The 13,865-nt window shown below is 67.5% G+C and carries 12 protein-coding genes; 7 read left to right on the top strand and 5 right to left on the bottom strand.

Annotated features, from left to right (window positions below; genetic code table 11):
• Positions 1-31 precede the first annotated feature (31 nt).
• The 3 genes from CAURIS_RS02690 to CAURIS_RS02680 all read right to left on the bottom strand — a co-directional run bounded on the left by CAURIS_RS02690 (position 32) and on the right by CAURIS_RS02680 (position 3,187).
• Positions 32-1,195, bottom strand: coding sequence for a type II toxin-antitoxin system HipA family toxin (locus CAURIS_RS02690; protein WP_290342699.1), 1,164 nt, complete (start codon positions 1,193-1,195; stop codon positions 32-34).
• Positions 1,192-1,404 (bottom strand): type II toxin-antitoxin system Y4mF family antitoxin, encoded by a 213-nt coding sequence (locus CAURIS_RS02685; RefSeq protein WP_290342698.1) that lies wholly within the window; start codon positions 1,402-1,404, stop codon positions 1,192-1,194. The genes CAURIS_RS02690 and CAURIS_RS02685 overlap by 4 nt, the downstream gene beginning before the upstream one ends.
• Before the next feature lie 214 nt (positions 1,405-1,618).
• Entirely contained in the window at positions 1,619-3,187 is a 1,569-nt protein-coding gene (locus tag CAURIS_RS02680; protein WP_290342697.1) for an NAD-dependent epimerase/dehydratase family protein, read from the bottom strand.
• 178 nt (positions 3,188-3,365) lie between these two features.
• Here CAURIS_RS02680 and CAURIS_RS02675 point away from each other — a divergent pair, with 178 nt between their 5' ends.
• The 5 genes from CAURIS_RS02675 to CAURIS_RS02655 all read left to right on the top strand — a co-directional run bounded on the left by CAURIS_RS02675 (position 3,366) and on the right by CAURIS_RS02655 (position 7,832).
• A complete protein-coding gene (locus CAURIS_RS02675; protein ID WP_290342696.1) occupies positions 3,366-4,418 on the top strand; it encodes a GIY-YIG nuclease family protein in 1,053 nt (350 codons plus the stop codon).
• A gap of 124 nt (positions 4,419-4,542) precedes the next feature.
• Positions 4,543-6,057, top strand: coding sequence for an acyl-CoA carboxylase subunit beta (locus tag CAURIS_RS02670; protein ID WP_290342695.1), 1,515 nt, complete (start codon positions 4,543-4,545; stop codon positions 6,055-6,057).
• A 12-nt stretch (positions 6,058-6,069) separates the two neighbouring features.
• Positions 6,070-6,273, top strand: coding sequence for an acyl-CoA carboxylase subunit epsilon (locus tag CAURIS_RS02665; RefSeq protein WP_290342694.1), 204 nt, complete (start codon positions 6,070-6,072; stop codon positions 6,271-6,273).
• Positions 6,273-6,863, top strand: a complete 591-nt coding sequence (locus tag CAURIS_RS02660; RefSeq protein ID WP_290342693.1) for a Maf family protein — start codon at positions 6,273-6,275, stop codon at positions 6,861-6,863. Before CAURIS_RS02665 ends, CAURIS_RS02660 begins: the two co-directional genes overlap by 1 nt.
• 570 nt (positions 6,864-7,433) lie before the next feature.
• Positions 7,434-7,832, top strand: a complete 399-nt coding sequence (locus CAURIS_RS02655; protein ID WP_290342692.1) for a DUF3151 domain-containing protein — start codon at positions 7,434-7,436, stop codon at positions 7,830-7,832.
• Between the two features lie 8 nt (positions 7,833-7,840).
• Here CAURIS_RS02655 and CAURIS_RS02650 read toward each other — a convergent pair whose 3' ends face one another.
• A complete protein-coding gene (locus tag CAURIS_RS02650) occupies positions 7,841-9,565 on the bottom strand; it encodes a cation:proton antiporter (RefSeq protein ID WP_290342691.1) in 1,725 nt (574 codons plus the stop codon).
• Between the two features lie 14 nt (positions 9,566-9,579).
• On the bottom strand, positions 9,580-10,641 hold the full coding sequence (locus tag CAURIS_RS02645) for a Cj0069 family protein (RefSeq protein ID WP_290342690.1): 1,062 nt from the start codon (positions 10,639-10,641) through the stop codon (positions 9,580-9,582).
• Between the two features lie 281 nt (positions 10,642-10,922).
• On the opposite strand from CAURIS_RS02645, the gene CAURIS_RS02640 reads away from it, so the two are divergent.
• Positions 10,923-11,804 carry a sulfurtransferase gene (locus CAURIS_RS02640; protein WP_290342689.1) on the top strand — a complete coding sequence of 294 codons (882 nt, stop codon included), beginning with the start codon at positions 10,923-10,925 and terminating at the stop codon, positions 11,802-11,804.
• Positions 11,805-11,917: 113 nt separating this feature from the next.
• Entirely contained in the window at positions 11,918-13,672 is a 1,755-nt protein-coding gene (locus CAURIS_RS02635; protein ID WP_290342688.1) for an acetyl/propionyl/methylcrotonyl-CoA carboxylase subunit alpha, read from the top strand.
• Positions 13,673-13,865: the final 193 nt, after the last annotated feature.

Here is a 13,865-nt window from a genome sequence, read left to right as displayed (position 1 = left end):
CGCGCGGTGTTTTCGCTTGCAGTGCCCGGTCTCACCAGTGCTGCCGCCTGCTGCGCAGGGTGCGGGTGAGGTCGCGGGCGCGGCGGGGATCGAAGGAGGCGGCGCTCATAAGCGCGCGGCCTAGGTCATCGGTGGCCGCGAGGGCCTGCTCAGCAATCTTGTGCGCCAGTTTCTCTGACACCCCAACGTTGTGGCACAGGGCTACAAAGCGCTTCCGGCTCAACCCTGCCGTTTGGCCACCGACCTCAAGGGCGAGCGAGTGATCGCCGTAGGGCGCCGTGCTAGGGATGTCGTAGACCGGCGTCAGCTCGTACCCCTTGCCTGTGTTGATCACCGAGATGTTCTTGGCATGCACGTCTCCGTTTCCGCTCAGCCACGCAAAGGCCAGCTGAAGCATGAGGCCGCGGGCGGCAAGCGCGGGCGCCGACACCACCTCGAGGACCCGCTCGCACACTTCCTCGTAACTGACGTTGTACTTATCCGCCGGGTAGATGCCGAGCAACTGCGCTGCATCTTCTACCGGGTACTTGTGAGGAAAGCTGCCGTCGAAGCGGCGCACCACTAAGCCGGGTACGCCGTTGACGTCACGCACGATAGACGCATCGACCACGTTGTTTTTCGCCATCGGCATGGCGCGAAAAGCGCGCAGGCACGTGAGTTCGTTTTCCACCAAACCCGGGTACTCGGGCGGGGACAGTTTGACCAAGGCCTCACCGCCGACGGGAATCGCGATAGTGCGCGCCGACGCCTTGTCTTGCACCCCCGGCAGTGCGTTCGGGTCCCCAACACCGGCATCTGCGAGGATCCGGGAAAAATCGACATCTTTCTTGTCTAGCGCGACGCTGCCGGGGACAGCCTGCGGCCGCTTCCCTTCAGGCAAAACGGAGACGTTGCCCACAGTATTCGCCCCCACGGCCAGCAGCAGACCGAGATCGTCGTCTGCGGAGGTCTTCAGGGACCTCCTCAATGCGCTCAACCTGCGCCCCTCTGGCAACAACCCGGCAAAGAACGGCGGGACCTGACCCGGCGGCAGCGTGAAAGCACGAGCCGTTTTCGGAAGCGTTGTCGCGACCGCGGGACCTTCAGCGCCCAGATACTCCGGGAGGTACTGGAAGGTCGTTCCCAGGGCGTCTCGCGTTATGGTTGCCGCCAAAGCTTCACCCACCCACACATAGGCGGTGGTTGTCGCTGTCATCGCAGCGCCTCGGGAACGTGAACTTGCACCGCGAGCTCGAGCCCGATGGCACTTAAGACCTGCACGGCCTTATCCAGCTGCACCGTTTGCTTGCCGGCCTCAATGGCCCGGACCGTCCGTTCCGCCACCTGCGCCAGGTCTGCGAGTTCTTCCTGGGTCAAGTTCAGTTCGCGGCGGCGTGTGCGCACCGCGGCAGCAAGATCCACCACCTACCCTCACCTACCCCTCTGGAACGCGGATGTTGCGCACAAACCGGTAGCAATCCGGCAACATCGTGCCGCTTTCGCCATTGAACCACACGGGGTGGCCGCATTCCAGTCACTTCCGGCACGAACGTGCCGTTTTAACCAACTTCGCGCTTTCGCTCCGCCCTTGCACGGCACTTTCGGCACGAACGTGCCGCTTTGTGGCCGCTCCGGACCCCTAGGCGGACGCCCCGCGGAACGCGCGCAGCGTGGCGTGCGCGTGGATTTCGTTGAGGGTGTCCAGGAGAGCACGGGTGGCGTCGATACGCGTGTCCAAGAATGCCTCCTCGAGGCCGAGGTCAGGCGCGTGGGTGCGCAGCGTCTCCCACGCACCGATCGTGGCGACGGCCGCGGCGCGCAGCCTCTCGGTGCCGAGCAGCAGCGCCAGGCGCGAGCGCTTCGGCGCCCGGTGCGCGGACTTGACCTGGCCCGCCCTAGCGGTCTTCGGCGTAACGCCGAGGGCGCTGGCCAGCTGCTCCAGAACGTCGCGATCGGTGCGCGCCTGCTGCGCCGCGGCGGCGATCTCGGCGAAGACAGGGCTGTCCTGGTGGTCCAGGGTCATCGCGTCGAGGATGTCCGCCGCCTCGCGGGCCGTGGCAATGTGGTCGGAGAGGTAGGCCCCCAGCAGGTCGGCGTCGACGCCACCCGCCACCTGCGCGCTCTCGACCACCGGGGCGGCGGCAGGGCGGTTTTCCGCCCACAGGCTCGGCGAATCGTGGCCCGCGCCCTCGATCATGGCGCTGATCAGCTCGCGCACCGTGTCTTTCGCCGTTCGGGTGGGCGCCCAGCCGAGCTCGCGTTTGGCGCGGGAATTATCCAGAAGCGGTACGCCCATCGCCATGTCCACCCAGCCCGCGTCCGCGGGCACCGCTCCGGAGGCGTGCGCCGCGGCAAGCGCGGAGCGCACCAGCTTCGGCGGCACCTCGACGAAGCGGCCCTGCCCCACCAGCTCCGCCAGGTCCTTCGGGTAGAGCACGTCGTCGGCGCAGATGTTGAATGCGCCCGTGGCCCGCTTCGTCGCGGCGAGCCGGTAGGCCTCGGCGATGTCGTCGGCGTGGACGGCCTGGGCGCGCACCCCCTTCGGCAGCGGCACCAGCGGCGGGCGCACCGTGTCCAGCAGCCCCACCGGGGCGGCGGAGCCCAGGAAGAAGCGCTTGATCTCGGAGGCGGCGGCCGGCTGGAAGATCAGCCCCGGGCGCAACCGGGCCAGGGTGATCTCGGGGTGGGCGGCCGTGAAGGCGTCGAGAAGCTCCTCGACTGCCCCCTTGTCCTCGCTGTAGTGGGACCCGGCGATGCCGCGCGCGGGGAAGTCCTCCTGCCGCAGCGGCGAGGCGTCCGTAGGCCCGGTGACCTCCCCGCGCGCCGGATCCGCGCTGTACGCACCGACGGAGGAGGCCACCACGATGTGCGGCACTCCGGCCGCCGCACACGCCTCGAGCGTGCGCTGGGTGCCCTCGACGTTGACGCGGCGCAGCAGCTCCCGGTCGTGATTGGGGTAGATGATCCAGGCCAGGTGGATCACCGCGTCGACGCCCTCGAATGCCCTGGTCAGGGCGGTAATCGTCTCGTCTGGCCCGGCTGCGGCGCCGACGTCGACGCTGTGCCACTCCACGCCGGCGTACGGCTCCACCTCGGGCGGCGTGCGCCGCGAAATGCCCACGATCTGCGAGACCGTTTCGTCGGCCTGCAACGCCCTCAGCACTGCGGTGCCGACGTTGCCGGACGCGCCCGTCACTGCGATCTTCATGTGTTCCCTCCGCTTAATAAGACAGAACTAATGCGTCCCAGTAAACACGAAACGCGAAAAGGGCTCCGATTTCGTCGAAGCGCCCACTAAATGCCCAGAGCACAGCGAAATCGCCTCGTGCTGCGGCAGGCCCCTATTTCCCTCGCAGTCCCCGCGAACGCACGCTAGGTTTTCCGGCATGGAAGCACCACACGACGCGAACAAAGCTACCGGCGAGACGTCACCGACCATGACCTTTACGTCCTGGCCCGTCCGCTCGGGCGACAGCCTGGCCCCACTCATTGCAAGCGACCGCCGCCGCGGCATTTACGTCCTCGAGTTCGAGGACGGGTCCCGCTACGTAGGAAAAGCAACCAACGTCCTCTCCCGCTTCAATAGTCACGTTCACGGCTCTCGCCATCACGGCCCATGGGGTGACATTGTTGCCGTGCTCTTCCGCGAAGTCGCGGAAGGCGACCTCGACGTGGAGGAGAGACTGACCATCCGGTACTTCCGCGATCGCGGTCTGCCGCTTCGCAACCGAACTGGCGTTCCCGAGAGCGTCACAGAATCCCCGCTAGAGCAAATCATTGCGGTGGAGAAAGCAAATCACTGGTCTTTGGGAGAGACAACCGACTGCCATCAGGATTTCACTGCGCACGCGATGATCCGCACGCCGAGGACCAGGCTGGCAGAGGCGGCGCGCAAGGACGTATACGAAGCAGTCGTCGCCGACCTGGCCTATGCCATCGAGTTCCTCATACCAAGCGCGCAAACCACCGAGCGCTCTTTTTGGACACTTTCGGATTACCCCTCCACGGCGGGAGGCCGGTATGCGACGTTGAATACCGGAACGTTAGAGTTTCTTGTCTTTCCTCGTAACCTGCGCGCCATGGATATAGAGGGCTGGCCCGGGCATCTACCGGATAAGCACCCGGTCGGCTATCTCAATGTTTTCATCAGCGAGGACGTCGACTGGTCGGATCACGACGTTCTCTCTCCCACTATTTTCGGTTTCGATTTCACGGAGTACGACTCAGTGAGCTGCGACACCCTCTATTACCCCGTCGGCTCACTCGAGCAGCTGCTCAAAGCTCACCCGGAACTCGTGCAGGCTGCTCGCACCTTTTCCCTCACAATGATGCGGTTTCGCCGCTCCGGACTTTTCGCCAGATGGCACAGCACGCCGCTCACCCAAGAGGTTTATTCTCTCATCGGCCACAAGCAATGGACGTCGGAAAGCCCCGCCTAGCACACCGACTGGCAATTGAGACGGAAACATTCCCACCCGGCCCGCCGATAGACCCCACGGCGCTTCTTCCGGGAGGCCGCCGCCGAATACCGTGTCCACCGACCGCACATTAGAGTAAGGGCCTATGAGTTCCTCCACACCCGACATGTCCACGACTGCTGGCCGCCTTCAGGACCTGCGCAACCGCCTGGAGGAGGCGCAGGCGCCGGTCGGCCAGGAGGCCGTCGACGCGACGCGTGCCGCGGGCAGGGCCACGGCCCGGGAGCGCGTGGAGAAGCTCCTGGACGCCGACTCCTTCGTCGAAACCGACGCGCTGGCCCGCCACCGCGTCGAGGCCTACAAGATGGACCGCACCAAGCCGCCGACAGACGGCGTTATCACGGGCTATGGGCTTGTCGACGGCCGCAGGGTGTGCGTCTTTTCCCAGGACCCCACGATCTTCGACGGCGCCGTCGGCGAGGTCTACGCGGAAAAGGTGCTCAAGCTCTACGACCTCGCCACCAAGACCGGCGTGCCGCTCGTGGGCATCTACGACTCCGCCGGCCCGCGCATCGTTGAGGGCGTGATCGCCGCCGCCATGCAGGCGAAGATCCTGCGCGCCGCCACCGAGGCCTCCGGCCTGATCCCCCAGATCGCCGTCGTCGCCGGGCCGACGGCGGGCCTGTCCGCAGCCCAGATCCCGCTCGCGGACCTTGTTGTCATGGCCGACGGCGCGGCCGCGCACCTGGCCGACCCGGACATCGTGACCACCGTCAGCGGCGCCGAGGCCAGCGCGCAGTCCCTCGGTGGCGCGGCTGTCCACGAGGCCACGACGGGCCTGGCCCAGCTCATCGCCCCCAGCGACACCGCTGCCGTAGAACTGGCGCGCGAGCTAGTCGGCTACCTGCCGGAGAACAACCGCGCCGCCTCCCCGCTGTCCGCCCCCGCGGAGCCGGCGCCGGTGGACCTCAACGACTTCATCCCCGACGACGACGCCGCGGCCTACGACGTCCACGACATCATCACCGCCCTCACCGACGGCGACTTCTTCGAGCTCGGCGGCAACTACGCCGACAACGTGGTCACGGGCTTCGCGCACGTCAACGGGCGCGCCGTGGGCGTGGTGGCCAACCAGCCCTCCTCCCTGGCGGGCTGCCTGACCAACGCCGCCGCGCGCAAGGCGGCGCGTTTCGTCCGCACCTGCGACGCCTTCAACCTGCCGCTCGTCTTCCTCGTCGACTCCCCCGGCTTCGTCCCCACCGCCGACGAGGAGCACGCCGGCGTCCTATCCGGGGCGGCCGCGCTGGCCTACGCCTTCGCGGAAGCCCAGGTGGGCACGGTCACCGTCGTCACGCGCAAGGCGCTCGGCGCTTCCTACGCCGTCATGGGCTCGAAGTTCCTTGGCGCGGACCTCGTCTTCGCCTGGCCCACCGCCCAAATCGCGCTTTCCGACGCCCCCACCGCCGCCACCGCCCTCAACACCGACGCGGAGGCCTACGCGGAGGAAAACCTCAACCCCTACGTTGCCACCGAGCGTGGCCTCGTCGACTCCGTGATCGAACCCGCCCACACCCGCTCCCAGATCACCGAGGCCCTGCGCCTGCTGGAGCGCAAGGTGGTCTACCCTGCCATGAAGAAGCACGGCAACATTCCCCTGTAAGGAGTACCCCACATGACTGCACCGACCTTCAGCGTTGTCAAGGGCAACCCGACCGACGAGGAGCTCGCCGCTCTAACCACCGTCCTCGCGGAGCTGCAGACCGCCGCCACCGCGTCCGCCGGCCCCGGCGAGCGCAACCTGTGGGGTCGGCCCTCCTCACTGCGCCACCCCGACGTGTTCAACCCCGGCGCCTTCGCCAACATCAACTACTTCTAATGCGCCTCGTCCTGGCCTCCCAGTCCCCCTCGCGGCGCATGCTGCTGGAAAACGGCGGCGTCACCCCCGTGCTCCACCCAGCGCACATCGACGAGGACGCCCTCATCGCCTCCCTCCCCGCCGCCGCCCCCGCCGAGGTCGTCGGCGCCCTAGCGCGCGCCAAAGCCGAGGCAGTTGCCGGCACGTACCCCGAGGACGTCACCGTGGGCTGCGATTCCATGCTGCTTCTCGACGGCCACCTCCAGGGCAAACCCCACACCATCGACGCCACCATCGCGCGCTGGAAAGCCCAGCGTGGGCGCACCGCCCACCTGCTTACCGGCCACGCCGTACACCACCGCGGCGCCTGGTTTACCGGCACCACCTCCACCGCGATCAGCTTCGGCGACGCCTCCGACGCCGACATCGAGGCCTACGCCCGCTCCGGCGAGCCCCTCGAGTGCGCGGGGGCATTTACTCTCGAGGCCCTGGGCAGCTGGTTCATCGACTCCATCGACGGCGACCCCACCAGCGTCATCGGCCTATCCATGCCCTTCCTCCGCAAAGCGCTCTACTCCTTCGGGCTTTCCGCATCGCAGTTCTGGGATTAGGGCGCCTTTTCGCCTTGCTTTCGTTGGGGTCGACCACGGTCGACCGCAACGCGAAGTCGGGGTTTGCCACCTGGGGATTTGCGCCCCGGTTTTCGCTGCGGTCGACCGGCACCCACGCGAAGTCGGGGTTTAGCGCCCCTCCCTGGTCGACCCCAACGCAAAATCGGGGTTTGCCACTTGGGGTTTGCGCCCCGGTTTTCGCTGCGGTCGACCAGGCCCCACGCGAAGTCGGTGTTTAGCGCCCCCTGGTCGACCCCAACGCAATAAGGGGTCACGCGACCTGGGGATTTACGCCCCAGATTTCGCTGGGGTCGACCAGCACCCGCGCAAAGTCGGGGTTTAGCGCCCCCTGGTCGACCGCAACACAATAAGGGGTCACGCCACCTGGGGATTTACGCCCCGGTTTTCGCTGCGGTCGACCAGCACCCACGCGAAGTCGGGGTTTAGCGCCCCCTGGTCGACCTCAACGCAATAAGGGGTCACGCGACCTGGGGTTTTACGCCCCAGATTTCGCTGCGGTCGACCGGCACCCCAGGCGTCCCGACGCGCCCCATCAGTATGGTGGGGCGCATGAAGATGAAAGACATGATGGCCCCGCCCCCCGTCTACCTGCCGGAGGATCCGGCGCACGGTAAGGACCTGCTGGCTCGGGAAACGGCGCTTGCGCACCCGGACTCGCCCTCGGTCTGGGCCGCCCGCGCCGCCCGCGAGCTGCAGGAGGGTGACACGCTGATCGCTTACGCCTACGCGCGCACCGGCTACCACCGCTCGCTCGATCGCCTGCGGGCCAACGGGTGGAAGGGCTGGGGTCCTGTGCCCGCCAGCCACGAGCCGAACCAGGGCGTTCTCAAGGCGATCGCCATGCTGGCGCTGGCCTCGAAGGCGATCGGCGACGATCCCGAGTACGACCGCTGCCGCCAGATGCTTTCCGACGCCGACCCGCAAAGCGTCGAAGCCCTGCTGAGCTAAGCCTGGGGTCAGGCCCCTTGACGCTCCGCGTACTCGCGGGCTTGCGCCTCAATAGCGAGCTGCTCGACGTCAAGGCGGCGCAGCTGGCTGTCGAAGTCCGAGGCGTCGATGCGCCCGGCGTCGCGCTCGCTTAGGAGCGCCTCGCGCTGCGCGACGACGCGGGCAACGGCGTAGTCAGTCAGCTGGTGTACCACCCCCGCGTCGCGGGCCGCGCGCGCGAGCTCTAGGAGGGTGGCCTGCGGTGCACGCCCCCGGGGCAGCCCACCGGCGGTGAGGGCGCGCGCGAGGTCAGACGGGACCTCGACGTCAGCGGCCGCGCCAGACAGCACCGCGCGGACTCGGCGGCGCTCCTCCGGCGAGCTGGGCACGTCCGTCCCCGGCTTGAGCGCGTCGACGACCCAGCTGAGCGTGCCGCCCTGCACGACGAGGGAGAACGCCGCGACCGCGAACGAGACGAGGATGAGGAAGCTGCGCCCCGGCGTATCCGCGGGCAGCGTCTGCGCGGCGGCGAGCGTCACCGCTCCGCGCATGCCGGCCCAGACCATCACCGCCCCCGCGCGCAGGCCGAGCGGCTTGGCGGCAAAGTAGGCGGAGTCCGCCTCTCCCCTGGCCACCCGCGCGCGGCCGGATTGCACGCGGCGGGAGGCCCGGGGGCTGGAGGTGACGCGCGGGTCCTGCGCGAACTCGTCGAGGCGCTGGCCGAGGGCGCCGAGGCGCTGCGCTCGGCCCTGCATCTGCCCGGCGCCGCGGCGGATGGTCCAGGCCAGCGGCATCATCGTCAGGGTGCGCAGCACCAGAACGGTCGCCCATACCGCAAGCGCCACCACGGCGGTGGCAAGGAAGGTGAACCCGGATGTTCGTGCGGCGTCGATAAGCGCGGGCAGCTGGAGGCCCATCATGACGAAGACGAGGGACTCCAACACCAGACCCATGGTGTCCCAGGTTTGGGTGTCCGAAAAGCGGGTGGCTGGCGAGAGCACGCGCGGGGCTGCCGCGGCGACGACGAGCCCGGCCGCCACCGTGGCCACGAGCCCTGAGGAGCCAATCTCCTCGGCAGGCAGATACGCGGCGAACGGGATGGCGAGGGACAGCACGGTGTTGGAGGTCGGCTGGTGCACGTAGCGGCGCAGGAACATGAATAGCCTGCCCACCGCGTAGCCCACGATGACGGCGCCGGCGACGGCCCAGACGAATTGCCCGACCACAGCCGGGGCAGAGACCTGCTGCGTCGCCGCCAGTAGCGCGGTGCCCAGCACGACGAGTGCCGAGGCGTCGTTTACTAGCCCCTCCCCGTCGAGGATGGCGACGATGCGCCTGCTCACGCCCGCGCGTTTGACAATCCCCACCGCCACCGCGTCCGAGGGGCTGACCACCGCCCCCACCGCGACAGCTACGGCGAGGGGGATCTGGGGCACGAGGAGGTTGATGACCACCCCGACGCACAGCGCGGTGGCCACGACGAGCACCACCGCGAGGGCGAAGATGGCGCCCAGGTTGCGGCGGAAATCGTGGGCCGGCATGCGCATCGCCGTGGAAAACAACAGCGGCGGCAGGATGAGCTGCAGGATGATCTCGGGGTTGATGGTGATATCCGGCACCTGCGGCAAAAACGCGGTGGCTGCGCCGACCACCAGCAGGATGATCGGCGCGACCACTCCAATGCGCTCACCCAGCGGCTCCGCGAAGGCGATGACGAGGAGCGAGGCAATGATGATGAAAAGGAGGAAAGCCACGCTAGGTAGCGTACCTACGCGGCGTGCTCCTCAATGCGCTTGATGGCCTCCTCGGCGACGAGCTGCTGGATGCCCATGTCGAGCTCCGAGGTGAAGCCGACGCAGGAGCAGTTGATCTCGCCGAGGACGTAGGTGTCGGCACCCGTCTCGTCGTCGTCGGCAAGCATGAAGTCGGCGGTCCAGATGAGGGGGATGTTGTCGCCGCCGAGCTTCTCGGCGATGACGGGGCGGGCCTCGGCGAACAGGTCGATGAGCTCCTGCCACTCCTCGGGCTTGTTGTAGGTGTACTTCGCGCCGGAGAACAGGGTGGCGGAGAAGGCGTCGCCACCCTCGGCCGGCTTCTTGTGCACGACGAAGACGGGGTGCGGGCCGACGAGCAGGATGCGGATCTCGCCTTCGACGATGCGCGGCAGAAAGCGCATGTCCACGAGCATGCCGTTGTCGCCGACGATGTACTGGTCGCAGAAGTCCATGAACTCGCCGAGCTGGCGGGTCTCGGTGTGGTTGTCCACGGCCTCGGTGCACTTGATTTCGGTGTCCAGCGGCAGCGCGGTGCCGGGCTCGACGGAGGCGGCGAGGTCGGCATCAGCCAGGCGCACGCGCCAGATGCCGGAGCCGGTGGAGCCACGGTTCTGCTTGAGCACGCGCTCGCCGTAGGACAGGGAGGTCGGGAAGGTGTTGTGGAAGTCCTCGACCTCGTAGTAGGCGGCGGTGTCGGAGGGGACCAAGTCCGTGTCGTTGAGCTTGACCAGGGCATCCTTGGCGCCGTAGGCCATCATCTCGTCCGGGGTGGACATGCCCACCAGGCCGGCCTCGGATAGGCGGGTCAGCAGGTCGAAGTAGCCCTTCTCGCCGCCGGGGACGTTGCCGGGGTTGACGCGGGAGATGTAGCCGTCGAAGTTCTCGGAGACGTAAGAGAAAAGGTCCTCTGCCCACTCGGGACGGAAGTAGACCACCTCGGCGTTCCAGCCCTTCTCCTTGATGGCGTTGACGATGGGCATGGTGTCGCGGCGGTGGCCGTCAAAGTACTTGTCGGAGCCGCCTTCGACCTCGAAGACAACGATTGCCTTGTGCATGCGTGTTCCCTCTCCCTTTCGGTAGCTGTGAGTCGGTTTCAGTCGGTTTCAGTTGGTGGTGTGAGACGTTGGTCCAAACGGAACACAGCCGAGGAGATCTCCGCTGGTTCCCGCGCGTTCCACCTCGGAGTTTATGGGCGTTCACTGTCACCCGCAGGGCAAGGCAATTCAAAGGTGGCTGACCTCACATGGCAACGCCGGAATCGAGCCGGGGTAAGGTTGGCGGGTAGCAAGTCGAGCGTCGAGAAGCGTGCGCATGCGCGCGAGAGGGAAGGTTGCTAATGGGGGTCGAACTCGATCCGCACCCGCTGTTTCAGGAGTACGCGCACCCGGAGAAGTTCGTCTCCGCGGCGTGGCTGTCGGCCCGGCTCGGGATCGAGGGTTTACGCGTCGTCGAAAGCGACGAGGACGCGTTTCTCTACGACATCGGCCACATCCCCGGCGCCGTCCGCATCGATTGGGAGCGCGACCTGAACGACCCGGTGCGGCGCGATTTCATCGACGGCGAGGCCTTCGCCCGGCTCATGTCCGAGCGCGGCATCGCCCGCGACGACACCGTCGTGATCTACGGCGACCGTTCGAACTGGTGGGCCGCCTACACGGCCTGGGTCTTCGAGCTTTTCGGCCACCCCGACGTGCGGCTTCTCGACGGCGGACGCGACGCCTGGATGGGAGAAGAGCGCGACACCTCCTTCGCCGTCCCCGACCTGCCGCCCACGCAGTACCCCGTCGTCGAGCGCACCGACGCCCCTCTGCGCGCCTTCGCCAGCGAGATCATGACCGCTCCCCCGGCGCAGCTCATCGACGCCCGCTCCCCCGAGTCCTACGCCGGCGTGCCGCAGCCGGACCGCGACGGCAAGGCCCCCGGTTTCTTGCGCCACGGCCACATCCCGGGCGCCGTCAACGTGCCCTGGGGCAACGCCGTGCACCCCAACGCCCGCTTCAAAACCCGCGCGGAGATCGAGCGGATCTACGCCGACTTCGAGCCGTCGAAACGCACTGTCACCTACTGTGAAATGGGCGAAAGCTCCGCGCACTCGTGGTTCGTTCTGCGCCACATCCTCGGCTTTTCCAACGCCGCGCTTTACGACGGCTCGTGGGCCGAATGGGGAAACATGGTGCGTGTCCCCATCGAAAAGTCCCACACGGAACCTACGGAGTAGTAAGTTAGGAACTCACACGTTCCCCGGCCGCCCCGGCGGCCGGTAACACTACGGCCCTGAATCCCGTTAACGTTTAGCGGGAACTAACAGAACGAAGCAGACGGGATTATTTCGTGTCTCACTTGACGAAGGTACTGATAGCCAACCGCGGCGAAATCGCTGTCCGGATCATCCGCGCCACCAAGGATGCCGGCCTGGCATCCGTCGCCGTGTATGCGGAACCCGACGCCACAGCGCCGTTCGTCGGCATGGCCGACGAGGCCTTCGCCCTCGGCGGCGCCACCGCCGCGGAGTCCTACCTGGACATCGACAAAATCCTCAAGGCCGCCGCCGACTCCGGCGCCGACGCCGTCCACCCCGGCTACGGCTTCCTGGCGGAAAACGCCGAGTTCGCCCAGCGCGTCATCGACGCCGGCCTGACCTGGATCGGCCCCTCCCCCGCCTCCATCGAAGCGCTCGGCGACAAAGTCACCGCCCGCCACATCGCCGAGGCCGCCAACGCCCCGATGGCCCCGGGCACGAAAGACCCCGTGACCGGCGCCGACGAGGTCGTCGCCTTTGCCAAAGAACACGGCCTGCCCGTGGCCATCAAGGCCGCCTTCGGCGGCGGAGGGCGCGGCATGAAGGTGGCCCACACCCTCGAGGACATCCCCGAGCTTTACGAATCCGCCACCCGCGAAGCCACCGCCGCCTTCGGCCGCGGCGAGTGCTTCGTGGAGCGCTACCTGGACAAAGCCCGCCACGTCGAGGCCCAGGTGCTCGCCGACCAGCACGGCAACGTCGTCGTCGTGGGCACGCGCGACTGCTCCCTGCAGCGGCGCTTCCAAAAACTCGTCGAGGAAGCACCCGCCCCCTTCCTCACCGACGAGCAGCGCGAGCGCATCCACTCCTCCGCCAAGGCGATCTGCCGCGAAGCCGGCTACTACGGCGCCGGCACCGTCGAATACCTCGTCGGCTCCGACGGGCTGATCTCCTTCCTCGAGGTCAACACCCGCCTCCAGGTCGAGCACCCCGTCACCGAGGCGACCACCGGCATCGATCTCGTCCGCGAACAGTTCCGCATCGCCCAGGGCGAGAAGCTGCGCTTCACCGAGGACCCCACCCCCCGCGGCCACGCCATCGAGTTCCGCATCAACGGCGAAGACGCCGGCGCGAACTTCATGCCCGCTCCGGGCACCGTCACCGAGTACGCCGAGCCCTCCGGCCCCGGCGTGCGCGTCGACTCCGGCGTGCGGGCCGGCTCCACCATCGGCGGCCAGTTCGACTCCATGCTGGCCAAGCTCATCGTCTCCGGCGAAACCCGCACCGAGGCCATCGAGCGCTCCAAGCGCGCCCTCGCCGAATACACGGTCGCGGGCCTGCCCACCGTCATCCCCTTCCACCAGGCCGTCCTCAGCGACCCGGCCTTCGTCGGCGACGGCTCCTCCTTCGGCGTCTACACCCGCTGGATCGAGGAGGAGTGGGCCAACGAAATCCCCGCCTACACCGACGCCTCCGACTCCGCGGACGCAGACGCCGAAGAAACCCGCACCTTCGCCGTCGAAGTCAACGGCCGACGCATCGAGATCGCCCTGCCCGCCTCCCTCGTCCTGGGCGCCGGCCCGCGCCGCAAGAAGAGGAAGCGCCGCTCCTCCAGCACCTCAGCGGCCGCCTCCGGCGATTCCGTGGCAGCGCCCATGCAGGGCACCGTGATCAAGGTCAATGTCTCCGAAGGCGACGAGGTCGCCGAGGGCGACGTCCTTCTCGTCCTCGAGGCCATGAAGATGGAAAACCCCGTCAAGGCCCACAAGGCCGGCGTGGTCACCGGGCTCGCCGCCGAAGCGGGCGGCCAGGTGAACAAGGGTGCCGTGCTCATGGAGCTCAAGTAGCGCGTTTTTAGGGCTGCACGCTGGGTAGAAAACGTCGCGGTCAGTCGTGGCTGGGAACCAGGTCGCTTTCTGGTCGACCCCAACGAAAACCAAGGCGCAAAACCCCAAAATACGCTGCGGTCGACCATGGTCGACCCCAACGCAACACAAGAACGCACACCCCGACTTCGCGCAACCCCGAAACGCGCCCTGG

The organism is Corynebacterium auris (assembly GCF_030408575.1).
Taxonomy (GTDB): domain Bacteria; phylum Actinomycetota; class Actinomycetes; order Mycobacteriales; family Mycobacteriaceae; genus Corynebacterium; species Corynebacterium auris.
This window is presented reverse-complemented; position numbering and strand designations above follow the sequence as displayed.